13 protein-coding genes and 1 other RNA gene are annotated in these 15,425 nt (G+C 44.0%); all 14 read right to left on the reverse strand.

The window, feature by feature from the left end:
- Positions 1 to 786: a cell division protein FtsQ/DivIB gene (locus tag C9J41_RS09445; protein WP_107206555.1), complete on the reverse strand. Its 786-nt coding sequence runs from the start codon at positions 784 to 786 to the stop codon at positions 1 to 3.
- A 273-nt stretch (positions 787 to 1,059) separates the two neighbouring features.
- Positions 1,060 to 2,523 (reverse strand): UDP-N-acetylmuramate--L-alanine ligase, encoded by a 1,464-nt coding sequence (gene murC, locus C9J41_RS09450; RefSeq protein WP_107246330.1) that lies wholly within the window; start codon positions 2,521 to 2,523, stop codon positions 1,060 to 1,062.
- A 15-nt stretch (positions 2,524 to 2,538) separates the two neighbouring features.
- Entirely contained in the window at positions 2,539 to 3,603 is a 1,065-nt protein-coding gene (gene murG / locus C9J41_RS09455) for an undecaprenyldiphospho-muramoylpentapeptide beta-N-acetylglucosaminyltransferase (RefSeq protein ID WP_107294491.1), read from the reverse strand.
- The gene (ftsW, locus tag C9J41_RS09460) at positions 3,590 to 4,900 is read right to left on the reverse strand and encodes a cell division protein FtsW (RefSeq protein WP_107294492.1); all 1,311 of its coding nucleotides are present in this window, start codon (positions 4,898 to 4,900) and stop codon (positions 3,590 to 3,592) included. Before ftsW ends, murG begins: the two co-directional genes overlap by 14 nt.
- Positions 4,900 to 6,240: a UDP-N-acetylmuramoyl-L-alanine--D-glutamate ligase gene (gene murD, locus C9J41_RS09465; protein ID WP_107294493.1), complete on the reverse strand. Its 1,341-nt coding sequence runs from the start codon at positions 6,238 to 6,240 to the stop codon at positions 4,900 to 4,902. Before murD ends, ftsW begins: the two co-directional genes overlap by 1 nt.
- Positions 6,241 to 6,242: 2 nt before the next feature.
- Positions 6,243 to 7,325: a phospho-N-acetylmuramoyl-pentapeptide-transferase gene (gene mraY, locus C9J41_RS09470; RefSeq protein WP_107206550.1), complete on the reverse strand. Its 1,083-nt coding sequence runs from the start codon at positions 7,323 to 7,325 to the stop codon at positions 6,243 to 6,245.
- On the reverse strand, positions 7,325 to 8,707 hold the full coding sequence (murF, locus tag C9J41_RS09475) for a UDP-N-acetylmuramoyl-tripeptide--D-alanyl-D-alanine ligase (RefSeq protein ID WP_107294494.1): 1,383 nt from the start codon (positions 8,705 to 8,707) through the stop codon (positions 7,325 to 7,327). The genes mraY and murF overlap by 1 nt, the downstream gene beginning before the upstream one ends.
- Complete coding sequence (gene murE / locus C9J41_RS09480; RefSeq protein ID WP_107290695.1) at positions 8,704 to 10,221, reverse strand: UDP-N-acetylmuramoyl-L-alanyl-D-glutamate--2,6-diaminopimelate ligase; 1,518 nt, start codon at positions 10,219 to 10,221, stop codon at positions 8,704 to 8,706. The genes murF and murE overlap by 4 nt, the downstream gene beginning before the upstream one ends.
- 3 nt (positions 10,222 to 10,224) lie before the next feature.
- Positions 10,225 to 11,982 carry a penicillin-binding transpeptidase domain-containing protein gene (locus tag C9J41_RS09485; RefSeq protein WP_107206547.1) on the reverse strand — a complete coding sequence of 586 codons (1,758 nt, stop codon included), beginning with the start codon at positions 11,980 to 11,982 and terminating at the stop codon, positions 10,225 to 10,227.
- Between the two features lie 2 nt (positions 11,983 to 11,984).
- A complete protein-coding gene (gene ftsL, locus C9J41_RS09490; protein ID WP_045083944.1) occupies positions 11,985 to 12,305 on the reverse strand; it encodes a cell division protein FtsL in 321 nt (106 codons plus the stop codon).
- Positions 12,302 to 13,249, reverse strand: coding sequence for a 16S rRNA (cytosine(1402)-N(4))-methyltransferase RsmH (rsmH, locus tag C9J41_RS09495; protein WP_045083943.1), 948 nt, complete (start codon positions 13,247 to 13,249; stop codon positions 12,302 to 12,304). Before rsmH ends, ftsL begins: the two co-directional genes overlap by 4 nt.
- Positions 13,250 to 13,263: 14 nt before the next feature.
- Entirely contained in the window at positions 13,264 to 13,722 is a 459-nt protein-coding gene (mraZ, locus tag C9J41_RS09500) for a division/cell wall cluster transcriptional repressor MraZ (RefSeq protein WP_107206546.1), read from the reverse strand.
- A gap of 266 nt (positions 13,723 to 13,988) precedes the next feature.
- Positions 13,989 to 14,377, reverse strand: an RNA gene (gene rnpB, locus C9J41_RS09505) — RNase P RNA component class A.
- A gap of 147 nt (positions 14,378 to 14,524) precedes the next feature.
- Positions 14,525 to 15,385: a 16S rRNA (cytidine(1402)-2'-O)-methyltransferase gene (rsmI, locus tag C9J41_RS09510; RefSeq protein ID WP_107294495.1), complete on the reverse strand. Its 861-nt coding sequence runs from the start codon at positions 15,383 to 15,385 to the stop codon at positions 14,525 to 14,527.
- Positions 15,386 to 15,425 lie beyond the last annotated feature (40 nt).

Here is a 15,425-nt window from a genome sequence, read left to right on the forward strand (position 1 = left end):
TTATTTGGTATCCGATACATGAGCATCATGTTCCGGTATTGTTTTCCAACCCACAGCTGCGCCAGTATCATAACGCAAATCCACATATTTTATCGGTTTATTCAGTTTTACTAATTCTGGATAAATTTCGATAAAACGCTTAAGACGCTCCATTCGAGCCTCTCGGCCCAAGTCAAGCGTAATGCCATTGGCTAATAAGATTCGCCAAGCTCGACGTTCATTTAATGATAACGACGCGATACTTAAGCCAGCGTTCTTCAGTAAGGGACGCATTTCTCGCAATGCAGCTAATACTTCTTCACTGCTAGCCTCAGGGCCAGAGAGGTTAGTAAGGTTTAAATCTGCAACTTGCTCAGCAGGCGCTTTAAATACTTGGCCCTCTTTATTAACCAAATATTTATGATCCCATTGCGCTACTGGTTGGTTTTCTACAATGAAAACTTTGATCGTATCAGGCCATTGTTTTCGTACTGCAGCATGAGCAACCCACGGCAGTGCCTCTACATGAGCCTGAATAGTATTAACATCTTGGGTCATGAAAGTACCAAGATGATCAATTGTTAATATCGTCTGGCGTACATTGTCTTTGGTTAGATAATGCAATTGTCCTTGAATCACTAATTGTGACAAGGGCAGTCGGTTAGTATCTGTCATCCAGCTTTTTGTTGCACTGAATAACCAAACCGTAAAACCAATGACAAAGAGGAAAAACGCCAATCCACCCCAGCGCGACCACTTTTTGGGCGATGGGTGTATATACTCTTGGTCTACGACTTCTTCAGTCATTGTTTACTCTTCGCTTTACTCATTCAGCTTCACCTTACCATATAGGTATAAATTAGCTGACAGCTATCTCAGATGTTATAAGCAAAGTTAAACGATTATACCGAGCAACTCGACCCACTCCAACACTCATGAGGCGTTTTATGTACACAACCTGAGAATAATTTTGTATATATCTACCAAAATATCGAAAAAAACAAAATAACTGGCTATTGTCTACACAATCTATAGCCAGCTATTATCATTTTCGACGTATACATGTTGCCATATACTAATTTATACGTCTTTTTTCATCGTCTCGATATTCAACTTCATTTCTGCTAGCTGACGCGCTATTTTGCCGACATCACCTGCACCTTGTGTCAAAACTAAATCATCATTTTGAATAATATTTGCAAGAATGGCTGGCAACTCTTCGGCTTCAGGTACGAAAATAGGATCAATTTTGCCACGAGAGCGAATAGTACGACATAACGCTCGACCATCAGCTCCAGCAATAGGTGCTTCACCAGCAGAATAAACATCAAGCATCACTAATACATCCACTTGATCGAGGACGTTTGCAAAATCATCATAGAGATCACGAGTACGACTATAACGGTGAGGCTGGAAAATCATCACTAAGCGTTTATCCGCCCACCCAGCACGTGCAGCTTGAATCGTTACATCCACTTCGCTTGGGTGATGACCATAATCATCCACCAGCATTACGTTACCATTGCCCGTTTCAAACTCCCCTAAATGATCAAAACGTCGCCCCGTCCCCTCAAACTCAATTAACGCGCGCATGATAGCATCATCATCAACGCCTTCTTCTGTAGCAACAGCAATCGCTGCCGTTGCATTTAAAGCATTATGCTTACCGGGCATATTCAGGGTGATATTAAGCGCTGGTTTATCTTTGCGTAATACAGTGAAATGACCTTGCTGTCCTGTTTGCGTATAATTTGTAATGCGAACACCTGCGTCTTCTGCAAAACCATAAGTTAGCATTGGACGACCCACACGCGGCAGTAATTCACGTACCACAGGATCATCAATACACATTACCGCCAACCCGTAAAATGGTAGGTTATGTAGGAAATCAATGAAGGTTTGCTTTAATACTTCAAAATCGCCGCCATAAGTATCCATATGATCAGCTTCAATGTTAGTGACCACACACACCATAGGTTGAAGATGCAAGAAAGAGGCATCACTTTCATCTGCTTCTGCGATTAAATAACGACTGCAACCTAAACGTGCATTAGTACCTGCACTTTTTACTAAGCCACCATTAACAAACGTTGGATCTAAGCCAGCTTCAGAATAAATCTGTGTCGTTAATGCTGTCGTTGTTGTCTTACCGTGCGTACCAGCAATAGCGATACCATGACGATAGCGCATTAGTTCTGCTAACATTTCAGCACGGCGTACAACAGGAATTCGCAATTCAGTCGCCGCCATCAGCTCAGGGTTTTCTTTGCTAATTGCCGTAGAAGCAACAACAACGCTAGCACCTTGAATATTTTCAGCTGAATGACCAAAAAAGATCTCTGCACCTTTCGCTGTCAAACGGTTTGTTACAGCATTCGGCGCAATGTCAGAACCACTAATACGGTAGCCTTCGTTTACAAGTACTTCAGCAATACCGCTCATACCTGCACCACCAATGCCAACAAAGTGAATTCGCTCAACACGGCGCATCTCTGGCACCATTGTACGAATTTTTGCTAATTGCTGGTTATCCAGTTTATTCATCACTTTGTTCCCGTATTAATTTTTTACTAGTGATTTAATCACGTTAGCTACTCGTTCATCGGCATCGATAATAGCAGCTTCTCGTGCAGCACACGCCATTGTTTCAAGCGTATGACGATCTAATTGTTGAATTTCATTCGCTAAACTTGACGCCGTCAAATCCATTTGCTCAATCATTTTTGCAGCGCCACATTGCACCAAATGATCGGCATTGAGTGCTTGTTGACGATCTTTGTGCATAAATGGAATAAAGATGGCACCAACACCGGCAGCAGACAATTCAGAAACTGTTAGCGCCCCAGAGCGACAAACCACTAAATCAGCCCAACTATAAGCGGCAGCAACATCATCAATAAACTCAGTAACTTTGTGAGGTATGGTGGTTTGTTCGTTATAAGCTTGTTCTGTTGATTGCTGGCTACCTTTACCTGCTTGGTGCCAAATGGTAACGCTATCGCCTAACACCTTTGCCACTTCAGGCATGGTTTGGTTCAAAATACGTGCACCCTGACTGCCGCCCATCACCAAAATACGAATCGGCCCTGTACGCTCTGAAAATCGTTCTGCAGGAGCTGGTAGAACTGTCACATCATGGCGAACAGGATTGCCCACAACGTCTTTATTTGGAAATGCTCCTGGAAATGCTTGTAGTACTTTAGCGGCAATTTTTGACAGCCACTGATTCGTTAAACCTGCTACGGCATTTTGCTCATGCAATACAACAGGAACACCTGATAACCAAGCCGCAACACCGCCAGGACCGCTAACATAACCTCCCATGCCAAGTACAACATCAGGCTGCCATGCTTTAATATATTTACGGGCTTGTAAAATAGCCCCCACAATCTTAAATGGTGCAGTCAGTAAACGCAGTACACCTTGACCACGTAACCCTTTCACTTTGATGAAATCGATTTCAATGCCATGCTTAGGCACTAAATCTGCTTCCATACGATCTGCGGTACCTAACCAGCGGATCTCCCACCCCTGTTGTTGCAATTTTTGTGCAACAGCAAGACCAGGAAAAACATGACCGCCAGTACCACCCGCCATTACTAATAAACGTTTATTCTTTGCCATGAGCGTCTTTTTTATCATTATTTAATTGAGTAGGCTCACTAAGTAAAGCCTCAGGATCGATAGCAACTTGCTGCGCCGCTCCGTCCATATTATCAAGCGCTTCATCATCAATTTCAGCCGGCTCTGCTGACTCAAATTTCTCCGCGACGCGCTGCTCAAAATCAATACGAATCAGAATGGCAACCGCAGCTGCCATAATAAATAAACTGGAACCACCGTAACTGATAAGTGGTAGCGTTAGACCTTTAGTTGGAACAATACCTGCAGCTGCACCAACGTTAACAAGGGTTTGGAATGCAAACCAAAAGCCAAAGCCAAATGCCAGAAATCCACCAAACAGCAAACCACTTTCAAGACATTTACGACCAATCATTAAGGCCTTGTAAACCAGCGCAAACAGTAAACACAGTACAACAATAACGCCAGCTAAGCCTAACTCTTCAGCTAATACCGCAAATACAAAGTCTGTGTGCGCTTCAGGAAGATAAGCCAACTTTTGAATTGAATTACCTAAGCCTTGTCCAAACCATTCACCACGACCAAATGCCATTAATGACTGAGTGAGCTGATAACCACTACCGTAAGGATCTTGCCATGGGTTAAGAAATGACGTTACGCGGCGCATACGATAGGGTTCTAAAACGATCAGAAAGGCAATACCCACAAGAGCGGTACCTAGCATCATCAAAAATTGCCAAAGTTTTGCACCAGCGATAAATAGCATACCGATAGTGGTAACGAACATTACTACCGATGAACCTAAATCGGGCTGCATCAGCAATAGCACACAAAGAATCCCCAAGACGGCAAGCGGTTTTAAGAAGCCAATGAAGCTACCGCGCACTTGGTTATATTGTCTGACGAGGTAACCTGCAAGAAATATGAATAAAGAGAGCTTGGCAACCTCGGCAGGCTGAAGGTTAAATATGCCTAATGGGATCCAACGTGCAGCACCATTAACTGAACGACCAATGATTAACACAACTGCAAGTAAAATTATGGATACCAACAACATAGGGAAACTATATTGCTTCCATTTAGCTAATGGTATTTGCAATACAATGGCAGCAATAAAAATTGCACCACAAAGAAAAAACGCATGACGATAGGCAAAATAAAATGGAATACCTGTAAGGCGTGTCGCGACAGGAATAGAAGCCGATGTCACCATCACCAGGCCTGTGATCATCAATGCAATAGCGATCCAAACCAATTGGCGGTCATACAAACAGGGCTTACTAGGCTTAATAAACCAGCCCCCCACAGCGGCAAATCCATTACGGATCATTTTTAACATCAAATATTTCCTGAAACCGAATCTTGTAACTGAATCGCTTGTTCAACAAAAGCATCACCACGTGCCATGAAGTTGGCAAATTGATCCCAACTAGCACAAGCAGGCGATAATAAAACCATATCTCCAGATTGAACGGTGCGGCTAATACAGACCATAGCTTCACTCATGGTTTCAACACTGATGGCGTTATCAACAACATCGTTAAATAAGTGTCGATCACGACCAAAGCTATACAACTGTACGTTTAAGTCAGCTAAAACCGGTTTTAGTTCACTGAACTCGGCTCCTTTACTATCGCCGCCCATCAATAGATGCAATTTGCCCTCAAGTTGCAAACCATTCAGCGCAGCTAACGTGCTTGCAAGGTTCGTGGCTTTTGAATCATTAACCCATCGAACACCATAACGATTAACCGCAAGTTGGCAACGATGCGCAAGGCCGGTATAACGTTGCATTGCACGACATGCTGCATCACGCGGGATCCCTGCCGCATCAGCAAGTGCAAGTGCTGCTAAACAGTTGGCAACATTGTGGCGGCCAACTAAAGCAATATCAGCCACAGCCATTACAGCTTCACCGTTCACCGCTAGCCACTCTTTGCCATTCACGAAGACAATGCCATAGTCTTGAACATCAAAACCAAAGCTTGTCATTGCACCACTAAATTGAGTCGGTTTGGTTGCTAAATCATCACGATTGAAAACAGCCAGCTTTGCGTGATCAAAAATACGCATCTTTGCTTGGCTATATTGTGCTAAACCGCCAGGGTAGCGATCCATGTGATCTTCTGAAAGATTTAAGTAAACAGCGGCTGTTAACTCAAGAGAAGTCGTCGTTTCTAACTGGAAGCTCGAAAGCTCTAATACATAAAGTGCATGTTGTTGCGCCAGCATATCAAGGGCTGCAAAGCCAATATTACCGCCAACGCCAACATTAACTCCCGCTTCTTTTGCCATTTCACCGACTAAGCTCGTTACGGTACTCTTACCATTTGAGCCAGTAATTGCCACAACAGGTTTATCAACTTCACGCGCAAACAGCTCAATGTCACCAACAATTTCAACACCGGCTTCAGCTGCAACGACAAGCTCTGGCGTTGCTAGTGCAATACCAGGGCTTGTAACGATCAAATCCGCAGACAATAACCATTCACTATTCCATTGACCGCTACATAGCTCAACAGAATCTGGCAATTGATCTTGGCCGGGCGGATTGTCACGAGTATCAATGACTTTAATGGTCAGTGACTGTGGTAGACGCATTAAATGATTGACAACAGATAACCCTGTCATACCTAGACCGATAACAACGATCGTATTCACACCAGCCAAGCCTTTCATTTTTAACGAACCTTAAGCGTTGCTAACGCAATCAATACCAACATCAGTGTAATAATCCAAAAGCGCACAATAACACGTGGCTCTGGCCAGCCTTTTAACTCGTAATGGTGATGGATAGGCGCCATACGGAAGATACGTTGGCCACGTAGTTTGTATGATCCTACTTGTAGAATTACCGATACGGTTTCCATTACAAACACACCACCCATGATCACAAGTAGTAGCTCTTGGCGAACAAGCACAGCAATCGTACCCAGTGCGCCACCCAGTGCTAATGAGCCCACATCGCCCATAAAGACTTGGGCTGGGTAAGTGTTAAACCATAAGAAACCAAGACCGGCACCAACGATAGCAGTACATACAATCACTAGCTCGCCAGCATCTTTGATATACGGAATATGAAGATATTCGGCGTAGTTAAAGTTACCTGTTGCCCATGCAATAAAAGCCAGGCCTGCCGATACCATGACGGTCGGCATGATCGCCAAGCCATCAAGACCATCAGTTAAGTTAACGGCGTTACTGGTACCGACAATCACAAAGTAAGTCATAACGATGTAGAACAAACCAAGCTGTGGCATGACATCTTTAAAGAAAGGCACCACAAGCTGAGTCGCTGCCGTGTCTTTACCGTATGCATATAGTGCAAATGCGACAACAAGTGCAATCGCTGATTGCCAGAAGTACTTCCAGCGCGCAATCAAACCGTCCGTGTTTTTACGAACAACTTTACGGTAATCATCAACAAAACCGACTGCACCATAACCCAACATGACAACCAATACAGCCCAGACATAAGGGTTAGTTAAGTCACACCAAAGCAATACAGTAAACGTTATTGCTGCTAGGATCATGATGCCGCCCATCGTTGGAGTACCACGCTTGCTAAAGTGTGATTCAGGACCTTCATTACGTACGACTTGACCAATTTGCAACATTTGCAAACGGGCAATCATCCGAGGCCCCATCCATAACGAAAACAGCAATGCTGTTAGAATACTCATGATCGCTCGGAATGTTAGGTATTCGAACAATCGGAAAAAAGGGAGTGTTGACTGAAATTGTTCAGCTAACCAGTAAATCATTATTTATCTTCCTGCAAGGCTGCAATTACGTCTTCCATCTTTGAACTTCTTGCACCTTTTACTAGCACAGTGACAGTCTCAACATCAGGTTGACGAGAATATTGTTGTAATTGTTGTTTCAGTGACATGATTAGCGAATCTTTATCACTGAAGTGTTGTCCTTGATTGAGCTCACTAACCACAGCGCTTGAGTGACCAAACGTCATCACACAATCAAGCTGTTTTTCTAGAGCATATTCGCCCACTTCTCGGTGTAGATTATCACTTTCTTCACCCAGTTCAGCCATATCGCCAAAAATGAAGTAGCGCTTACCTTCAAAGCTTGCTAACACATCAATCGCAGCTTTTACCGCAGCAACACTGGCGTTATAGGTATCATCAATCAGACGTAACCCTGCATAAGGCTCTGTAATATCAAGACGACCTTTTACATTCGCCATGGTTTCTAGCCCAGCTTTAACATCAGCTAATGTCGCCCCTAAGGAGACGGTTAACGCCGCAGCAGCTAATGCATTTGACACATTATGCATGCCCGCAAGTGCTAAATTAATCTCGATCTTGCCGATTGGGGTGCACATTGTAAAGCAGGCTAACCCTTGAGTGGTAATCTTTATCTTCTCGGCAAAATAATCCGCTTGATGCGAGTCTGTCGAGAATGTTAATACTTGATGATCTGCTAATAGTGGCTGCCATAACGCTAAATCATTCGATTCGAGATTAATAATCGCAGTACCGTTTTCTACCAACCCTTCGAAGATTTCACCTTTGGCTTTTGCTACACCTTGTAACGAGCCGAAGCCTTCTAAATGCGCAGCTGCAATATTATTAATCAACGCTACATTAGGCTTAACTAAATTTGTGGTATACGAGATTTCATTTTGATGATTAGCACCAAGCTCAATCACTGCATATTGATATTCAGGCGTTAAACGCAATAACGTCAGTGGCGCACCAATGTCATTATTAAAATTACCAGCGGTTGCTAAGACTTGACCTTTATTAGCCAAAATCGCAGCAGACATTTCTTTTACCGTTGTTTTACCGCAACTTCCAGTTAATGCTAATGTCTTTAAGCCATACTTTTCAGTCATTTGTGCTTTAAGCCATGCACCCATCATTCCTAAAGCAATGCGTGTATCACTAACCACTAACTGTGGTAATTCAACCGGTAAGGGTTTACTAACCAACAGCGCTTTTGCACCATTATCCTTCGCTGTTTGACAAAAACCATGAGCATCAAAACGCTCACCTTTTAACGCGATAAATAACGTTTCTGATGGGATATTACGTGTATCTGTCGATACTGCAGCAATTGCAACATCAGCGCCAATTAACTCGGCATTTAATGCCGATGCAAGCTGACTTAGTTGAACGTCAATCATGCCAACTCCTTTAATAATGCAGCTACCGTTTCGCGGTCAGAATAATGAATAGTGCGATCAGCGAGAATTTGATAATCCTCATGCCCTTTACCTGCCACTAAGATAATATCTTGGCAAGAAGCGTGAGTAAGTGCATGACGACAAGCCGTTTCACGATCATGAATAATAGTCGCGGATTCTGGAGAAATAAGACCAGCAAGCATATCGTCAACAATATCTTTAGGATCTTCACTGCGAGGATTATCGTCAGTCAGAATAATTTGATCTGCAAGGCGCTCGGCAACTTCAGCCATCATAGGGCGTTTACCGCTATCACGATCACCACCACAACCAAAAATACACCATAACTTACCGTCACAATGCACACGTAGTGCTTGCAATGCTTTCTCTAACGCATCCGGCGTATGAGCATAATCGACCACCATCATAGCTTTGTCAGTGTCTTGAAAAACTTCCATGCGTCCAATTACTGCTTGTAATTGGGGGGCTTTTTCAAGTAAATCCGCCATTGAGTGGTTTGTCGCGAGTAATGTGGCTAATGCTAACAACAAGTTGGTGGCATTAAATGAACCAACCAAAGGCGCAGTAAACTTACCTTGTCCCCAACTCGAGTCAAACTCAATGGTCACACCTTGGGTACTGAACTGCACTCCTGTTGCCCACAGCTTTAGCCCTGCATGGTTGACAACCGCTTGTGGATCAATCGCTACCGCCACAGCATTCGGTATATCTTTAAGCCATGACGCCCCGACAGCATCATCTGCATTGATGATCGCAATGCCACTTTGGTGTTCAGTGAACAATGACTTTTTAGCGTCAGCATAATTTTGCATGTTGCCATGATAATCTAAGTGATCACGACTTAAATTGGTAAAGATGCTCGCTTTGAAATGAAGATCACGGATACGACCTTGAACCAATCCATGCGATGAAACCTCCATCGCAGCAAAGTCGGCCCCTTGCTCTACCAGTTGAGCTAAGGTTTGTTGAATTTCAATCGCGCTACCTGTGGTATTAGCAGCAGGTTTTAAATCAACCAACAAACCATTTCCGGTCGTCCCCATCACACCCGCTTTGTAGCCAACAAGGTTCGCCCATTGGGCTAATAATTGACTGATGGTGGTTTTACCATTTGTTCCCGTGACGGCATACAGTGCCAGCTTTTGATCGGGATGATCAAAGAAACGTCCAGCAATTGCGGAAAGCTTATGATTAAGATCCTGAAGGTAAACAATATACACGCCATCTTTAAGCGCTATATCGCCTTCATTAGCGATCCCATCAGCCTCTGCAATAATCGCGCTTGCACCCGCCTTTATCGCCGTATCAATAAATCGACGACCGTCAACAGTATGTCCATTCACCGCTGTAAATAAACTTCCTGCGGTGACTTCTCTACTGTCTAATGTTATCGCGTCAATCTGGCTTTCTGTAAGTTCAAGAGGCAACTTATCAATTGCAAGCCATGGTGATAACAGCGCCCCTAATTTCATCACACTCTTCGACGATGCCATTATTTAGACTCCCTTATCCAGATCAACTTTATGTAACGTATCAGCATCTGGCGGCACATTTAAAATCTGTAAAGCGCTGCCTAATACTTTAGATAGAATTGGCGCAGCAACAGCACCGCCATAGAAAACTTTACCTTTCGGCTCATTAACCATAACGACGATCGCTAAACGTGGTTTACTGATCGGTGCAACACCGACAGTATAGGAGAAATAATCATCACCATAACCACCAGCAATCGCTTTTTTCGCGGTACCCGTCTTCACACCAACACGGTAACCAGGAACAGCTGCACGCCAACCACCGCCACCACCTTTTTTATCGGTGACTGACTCAATCATTAACAAGACTTTTTTAACAATCGCTGGATCGAGCACTTGCTCACCCGGTACGACTCTTTCAGTCTTTAGTATTGATAGTGGTCGCTTAATGCCATACGCACCCAACGTTGTGTAAGCATGCAGCAACTGAATCGGTGTTAACGATAAACCATAACCGTACGCTAACGTCGCACGTTCAATATCAGACCAACGGTAACGGTTAGGGAAGTGGCCTGTTGTTTCACCAATCAAGTTAATACCAGATGGCTCATCAAAACCGACTTTACGATACGTATCAAGGATGTAGTCAACAGGCATTGCGAGTGACAACTTGGTCACCCCGATGTTACTCGATTTTTGTAGAATGCGCTGTACCGTCGCTAACGGTTCAACACGTGAAACATCGGTTATAACCTTACTACCAACGCGGAAATGCTTACTTTGAGGGATCGCAATTAAGGTATGTTCATTCGCAATACCGTGTTTCATCGCGGTATACACGACAAATGGCTTAACCGTAGAGCCCGGTTCAAAAGTATCGGTAATGACGCGGTTACGCATCTTATAGGGTTGACGATCATTGCGATTATTTGGGTTAAACGACGGCGCATTAACCATCGCCAAAATTTCCCCCGTACGCACATCAGATATAGCGATGCTAACTGACGTTGCAGGAATATCCATCACGCCTTCTTTTGCCGCTCGATACGCGACAGCCTGAATTCTCTGATCAATACTGAGCTGTAATGGCTTACCCGGTTGACGCTTTTGTTGAGATATATTTTCAACCACGCGGCCGTAACGGTCTTTACGTACGGTACGTCGACCCGGCTCACCCGTTAACCAACCATCGTAGGTTTTCTCCACACCATCAAGACCATGGCCATCAATACCGGTAAAACCTAATAAGTGTGCACTAACTTCACCTGAAGGGTAAAAACGACGAGATTCATCTTTTAAGCCAATACCGGGAAGTTTTAATTTATGGACGTAATTTGCCATTGCAGGACTAACTTGACGAGCAAGATAAATAAAGCGGCGATTTTTCTTTGTTTCTAATTCATGTAATAGCCAAGTGCGATCGAGATCCAGTACATCAGCTAATGCATGCCATCGCTCTACATCACTTAAGCCACCATGCTTAAATATTTCTGCAGGGTTTGCGAATACAGCTTGAACAGGCACACTAACAGCCAGCTGTTCACCGTTACGATCAGAGATAATACCGCGCGCAGAAGGCATCAACTTAGTACGTAAAGAACGCGCATCACCTTCTTGAATAAGGCGACCCGGTTCCAGTACCTGAATATAAGCGGCACGAGCAATTAAGCCGAAAAATCCTAACAGGATAAAAATACAAACAACAGTAAAGCGCCATTTAATAAATGGTTTCGCTTTCTTGGTTACGCTATTTTTCGACGTCGAACGATTGAATAATTTCATGTTTATTGGATAACAATTTCACTATCAGCGGATGGTCGTTGCATTTTGAGTTCAGTCTCAGCTAATCGTTCAATACGACTGTGCTCTGCAAGCGAATTTTCTTCGAGGATCTGATTTCGCCATTCCACATCATATCCTTCACGTTCAGTTAACAATTGTTCTTGTTTCACAATTTGCTGGCGTGTGTCATGGGTGATATACACCACTGACAATGCTGATGCGAGAATAATAAAAGAAAGAATGAGAGGAACAAGCCCGACAGTGACGAGATCACGTCCAATCAGGCGAGCCAGATTCAATGATGATTCTGTTGGTTGCTTCATAGACGCTCAGCCAACCTTAGTACAGAGCTACGCGCTCGTGTGTTATACCCTAATTCATCTTGAGAAGGTTTGATGGCTTTGCCTACCGTTTTAAGTGCAGCGCTACCTAAAGCTTTAATTTGTTCTTCAGTAAGCGGTAAACCTGCTGGAACTTCAGGTCCTTTGCTCTGTTTACGAATAAAGCGTTTTACCATACGATCTTCCAATGAGTGGAAACTGATCACTGATAAACGACCTTCAGGAGCTAAAATATTCACCGCACCGTTTAGCGCTGTTTCAATTTCATCTAACTCACTGTTAATGTAAATACGAATCGCTTGAAAACTACGTGTTGCTGGGTGTTTGTGCTTATCTTTAAACGGCGATACCGCCGCAATTAAGCTCGCTAATTCACGGGTACGTGTTAGTGGCTCTTTTTCTGGGTTTTCACGGTGCTCAACAATACCGCGAGCAATACGCTTGGCAAAGCGCTCTTCACCAAACTCTTTTAGTACCCATGCAATATCATCCGCTTCCGCTTCAGCCAACCATTCAGCAGCTGATTGACCCGATGTCGGATCCATACGCATATCAAGCGGGCCATCTCGCATAAAGCTAAAGCCGCGCTCTGCATCATCTAATTGCGGTGATGACACACCTAAATCCAGTAACACACCATCAACACGACCAATTAAATCACGCTCTTCCATGTATTTTTCCATGCCAGAGAATGGGCCATGGATAATTTCGAAGCGAGGATCATCAATCTTCTGAGCTTCAGCAATCGCTTGAGGATCTCGGTCAATGCTGTATAGACGACCATTCTCACCTAAATGAGAAAGAATAAGGCGACTGTGTCCCCCACGGCCAAAGGTACCATCGATATAAATACCGTCGGGTTTAATTGCTAATCCGTCTACAGATTCATTCAGTAAAACGGAAACGTGCTCAAATTGTTCAGACATAAATATAAGTTCAGCTAAAGTGAAAGCTCACTAAGGCGCGATGACTGTGCTATCGCATCCTCAGCCTGAAGGTTGATATCGTGTTCAATTTGCTGTTGCCACAAAGATTCAGACCAAATTTCAAATTTATTGAATTGGCCTACAAGCATGATCTTATCTTGTAAGTGCGCGTATTGTCGTAAGGTAGCAGGAAGTAGAATTCGCCCCTGCCCATCCATATCACATTCACTAGCGTGGCCGAGTAACAAACGTTGAATTCGACGCTCCGCAGGATGAAGGCTTGATAATGTCGCTAACTTCGCTTCAATGTGTACCCATTCATTCATGGGATAGAGCAACAAGCAAGAAAACTGGTGATCAATAGTGCATACGAATAAGCCGTCACAATGATTTGTTACCTCAGCACGATAACGCTTAGGAATCGCAATGCGTCCTTTGTTATCGAGCGATATAACCGTTGCGCCTCTTAACATTCACATGCCCATTCAATGATACTAAAAATCAGCCGTAGTAACCGACTTTAGCAGAATTAAAAACAAAGAGAATGCGACTGCACCACTTTTCCCCACAAATTCCCACCATAAAGTGTACGTATGAGACAAAAACGATGTCAAGCGTCTGACAGTAATTCAAACAGAGTTCTAACACACTCTGTAGTCATCAAGCGAAAGTTATGTTTATGCGGGAATAAGACGAAAAAAAGGTGGTGTTTGTTATCCAAACACCACCTTCTCTAAATGTAGGGAGTCGGTCGATAAGCCGGGTTTTGTTCCGCTTGCGCGGCGGCAATCATTCGTCTAGGTCTGCAATCGCTCACAGACTCAAGCAACCTACCCGTCCCCAACGCGGGCCGCGCCATTAGGGACCTATTTGGTCTTGCTCCGGGTGGAGTTTACCCTGCCACAAACTATTACTAGCTGCGCGGTGCGCTCTTACCGCACCCTTTCACCCTTACCTGTGCACTATTGCAAGCAATAGGCCATCGGCGGTTTGCTCTCTGCTGCACTTGTCGTGGGCTTGCGCCCCCCAGACGTTATCTGGCACCCTGCCCTGTGGAGCCCGGACTTTCCTCCCCTTCATCAGTCTCCCAAAGGACATCAATGAAGCAGCGATTACCTGACCAACTCCGGCACGGATTGTATAAGACAACGATCACAGTTGCTAGCGAAAAACGAAACAAAATTACAGCCTGACTAAAAAAACAGCAAAAAAAGCTAATTCCCACCAAATCTAGTCATACAGCCCACAAAAAATTAGCAGCCGTTAATTTTATTTTTAGCCTAGGTTTTCTAACCCCCACTTATACAGCGCATTCTTTTTCACACCGTGAATTTCCGCTGTTAGTGCAGCCGCTTTTTTCAATGGTAATTCTTTGACTAACAAGCCCAGTGTACGTAATGATTCTGCTGATAGTTCTTCTTTTTGCGCGCGATGACCGGCGACTAAAACCACCATCTCACCACGAACACGATTACTGTCTTCAGCAAGCCACTCAATTAACTCTCCTAATGGCGCACCATGGATTGTTTCATAAGTTTTTGTTAACTCACGCGCTAATACTACTTGGCGTTCAGCACCAAGCACGGCTAACATATCACTCAGGGAATCATTAATACGATGTGGCGATTCGTAAAAAATTAACGTACGCTCATCGTTTGCTAACGCTTGAAAACAGTCACGGCGACCTTTACTTTTGGGTGGCAAAAAGCCCTCAAAGCTAAATCGGTCAGACGGTAAGCCTGCACCACTCAAGGCAGTGATCACTGCACATGGGCCTGGTAATGGCACAACTTTTACCCCCGCTTGACGACAGCGATTAACAAGATGATACCCTGGATCACTGATCAGCGGCGTACCAGCATCTGATACCAACGCAATACTGGTACCTGACTGAAGCTTTTCAATCAAGAAGTCAGCTTTTTGCTGCTCGTTATGATCATGAAGCGCAAAGGTGCGGGTTGAGATAGAGAAATGGGATAACAAGCGTGATGTATGGCGAGTATCTTCAGCAGCAATCAAATCTACATTTGCTAACACGTCTAATGCTCGTTGTGTTATATCAGCCAAATTACCGATGGGTGTAGGTACGATGTATAACGTAGCAACATCAACCATGCTTGAATTGGTTTCACTCATTTGTCTTAGATCTCATCTGCAATTAATATCAAGAGTAATT

The organism is Photobacterium sp. GB-50 (assembly GCF_003026755.1).
Lineage (GTDB): Bacteria > Pseudomonadota > Gammaproteobacteria > Enterobacterales > Vibrionaceae > Photobacterium.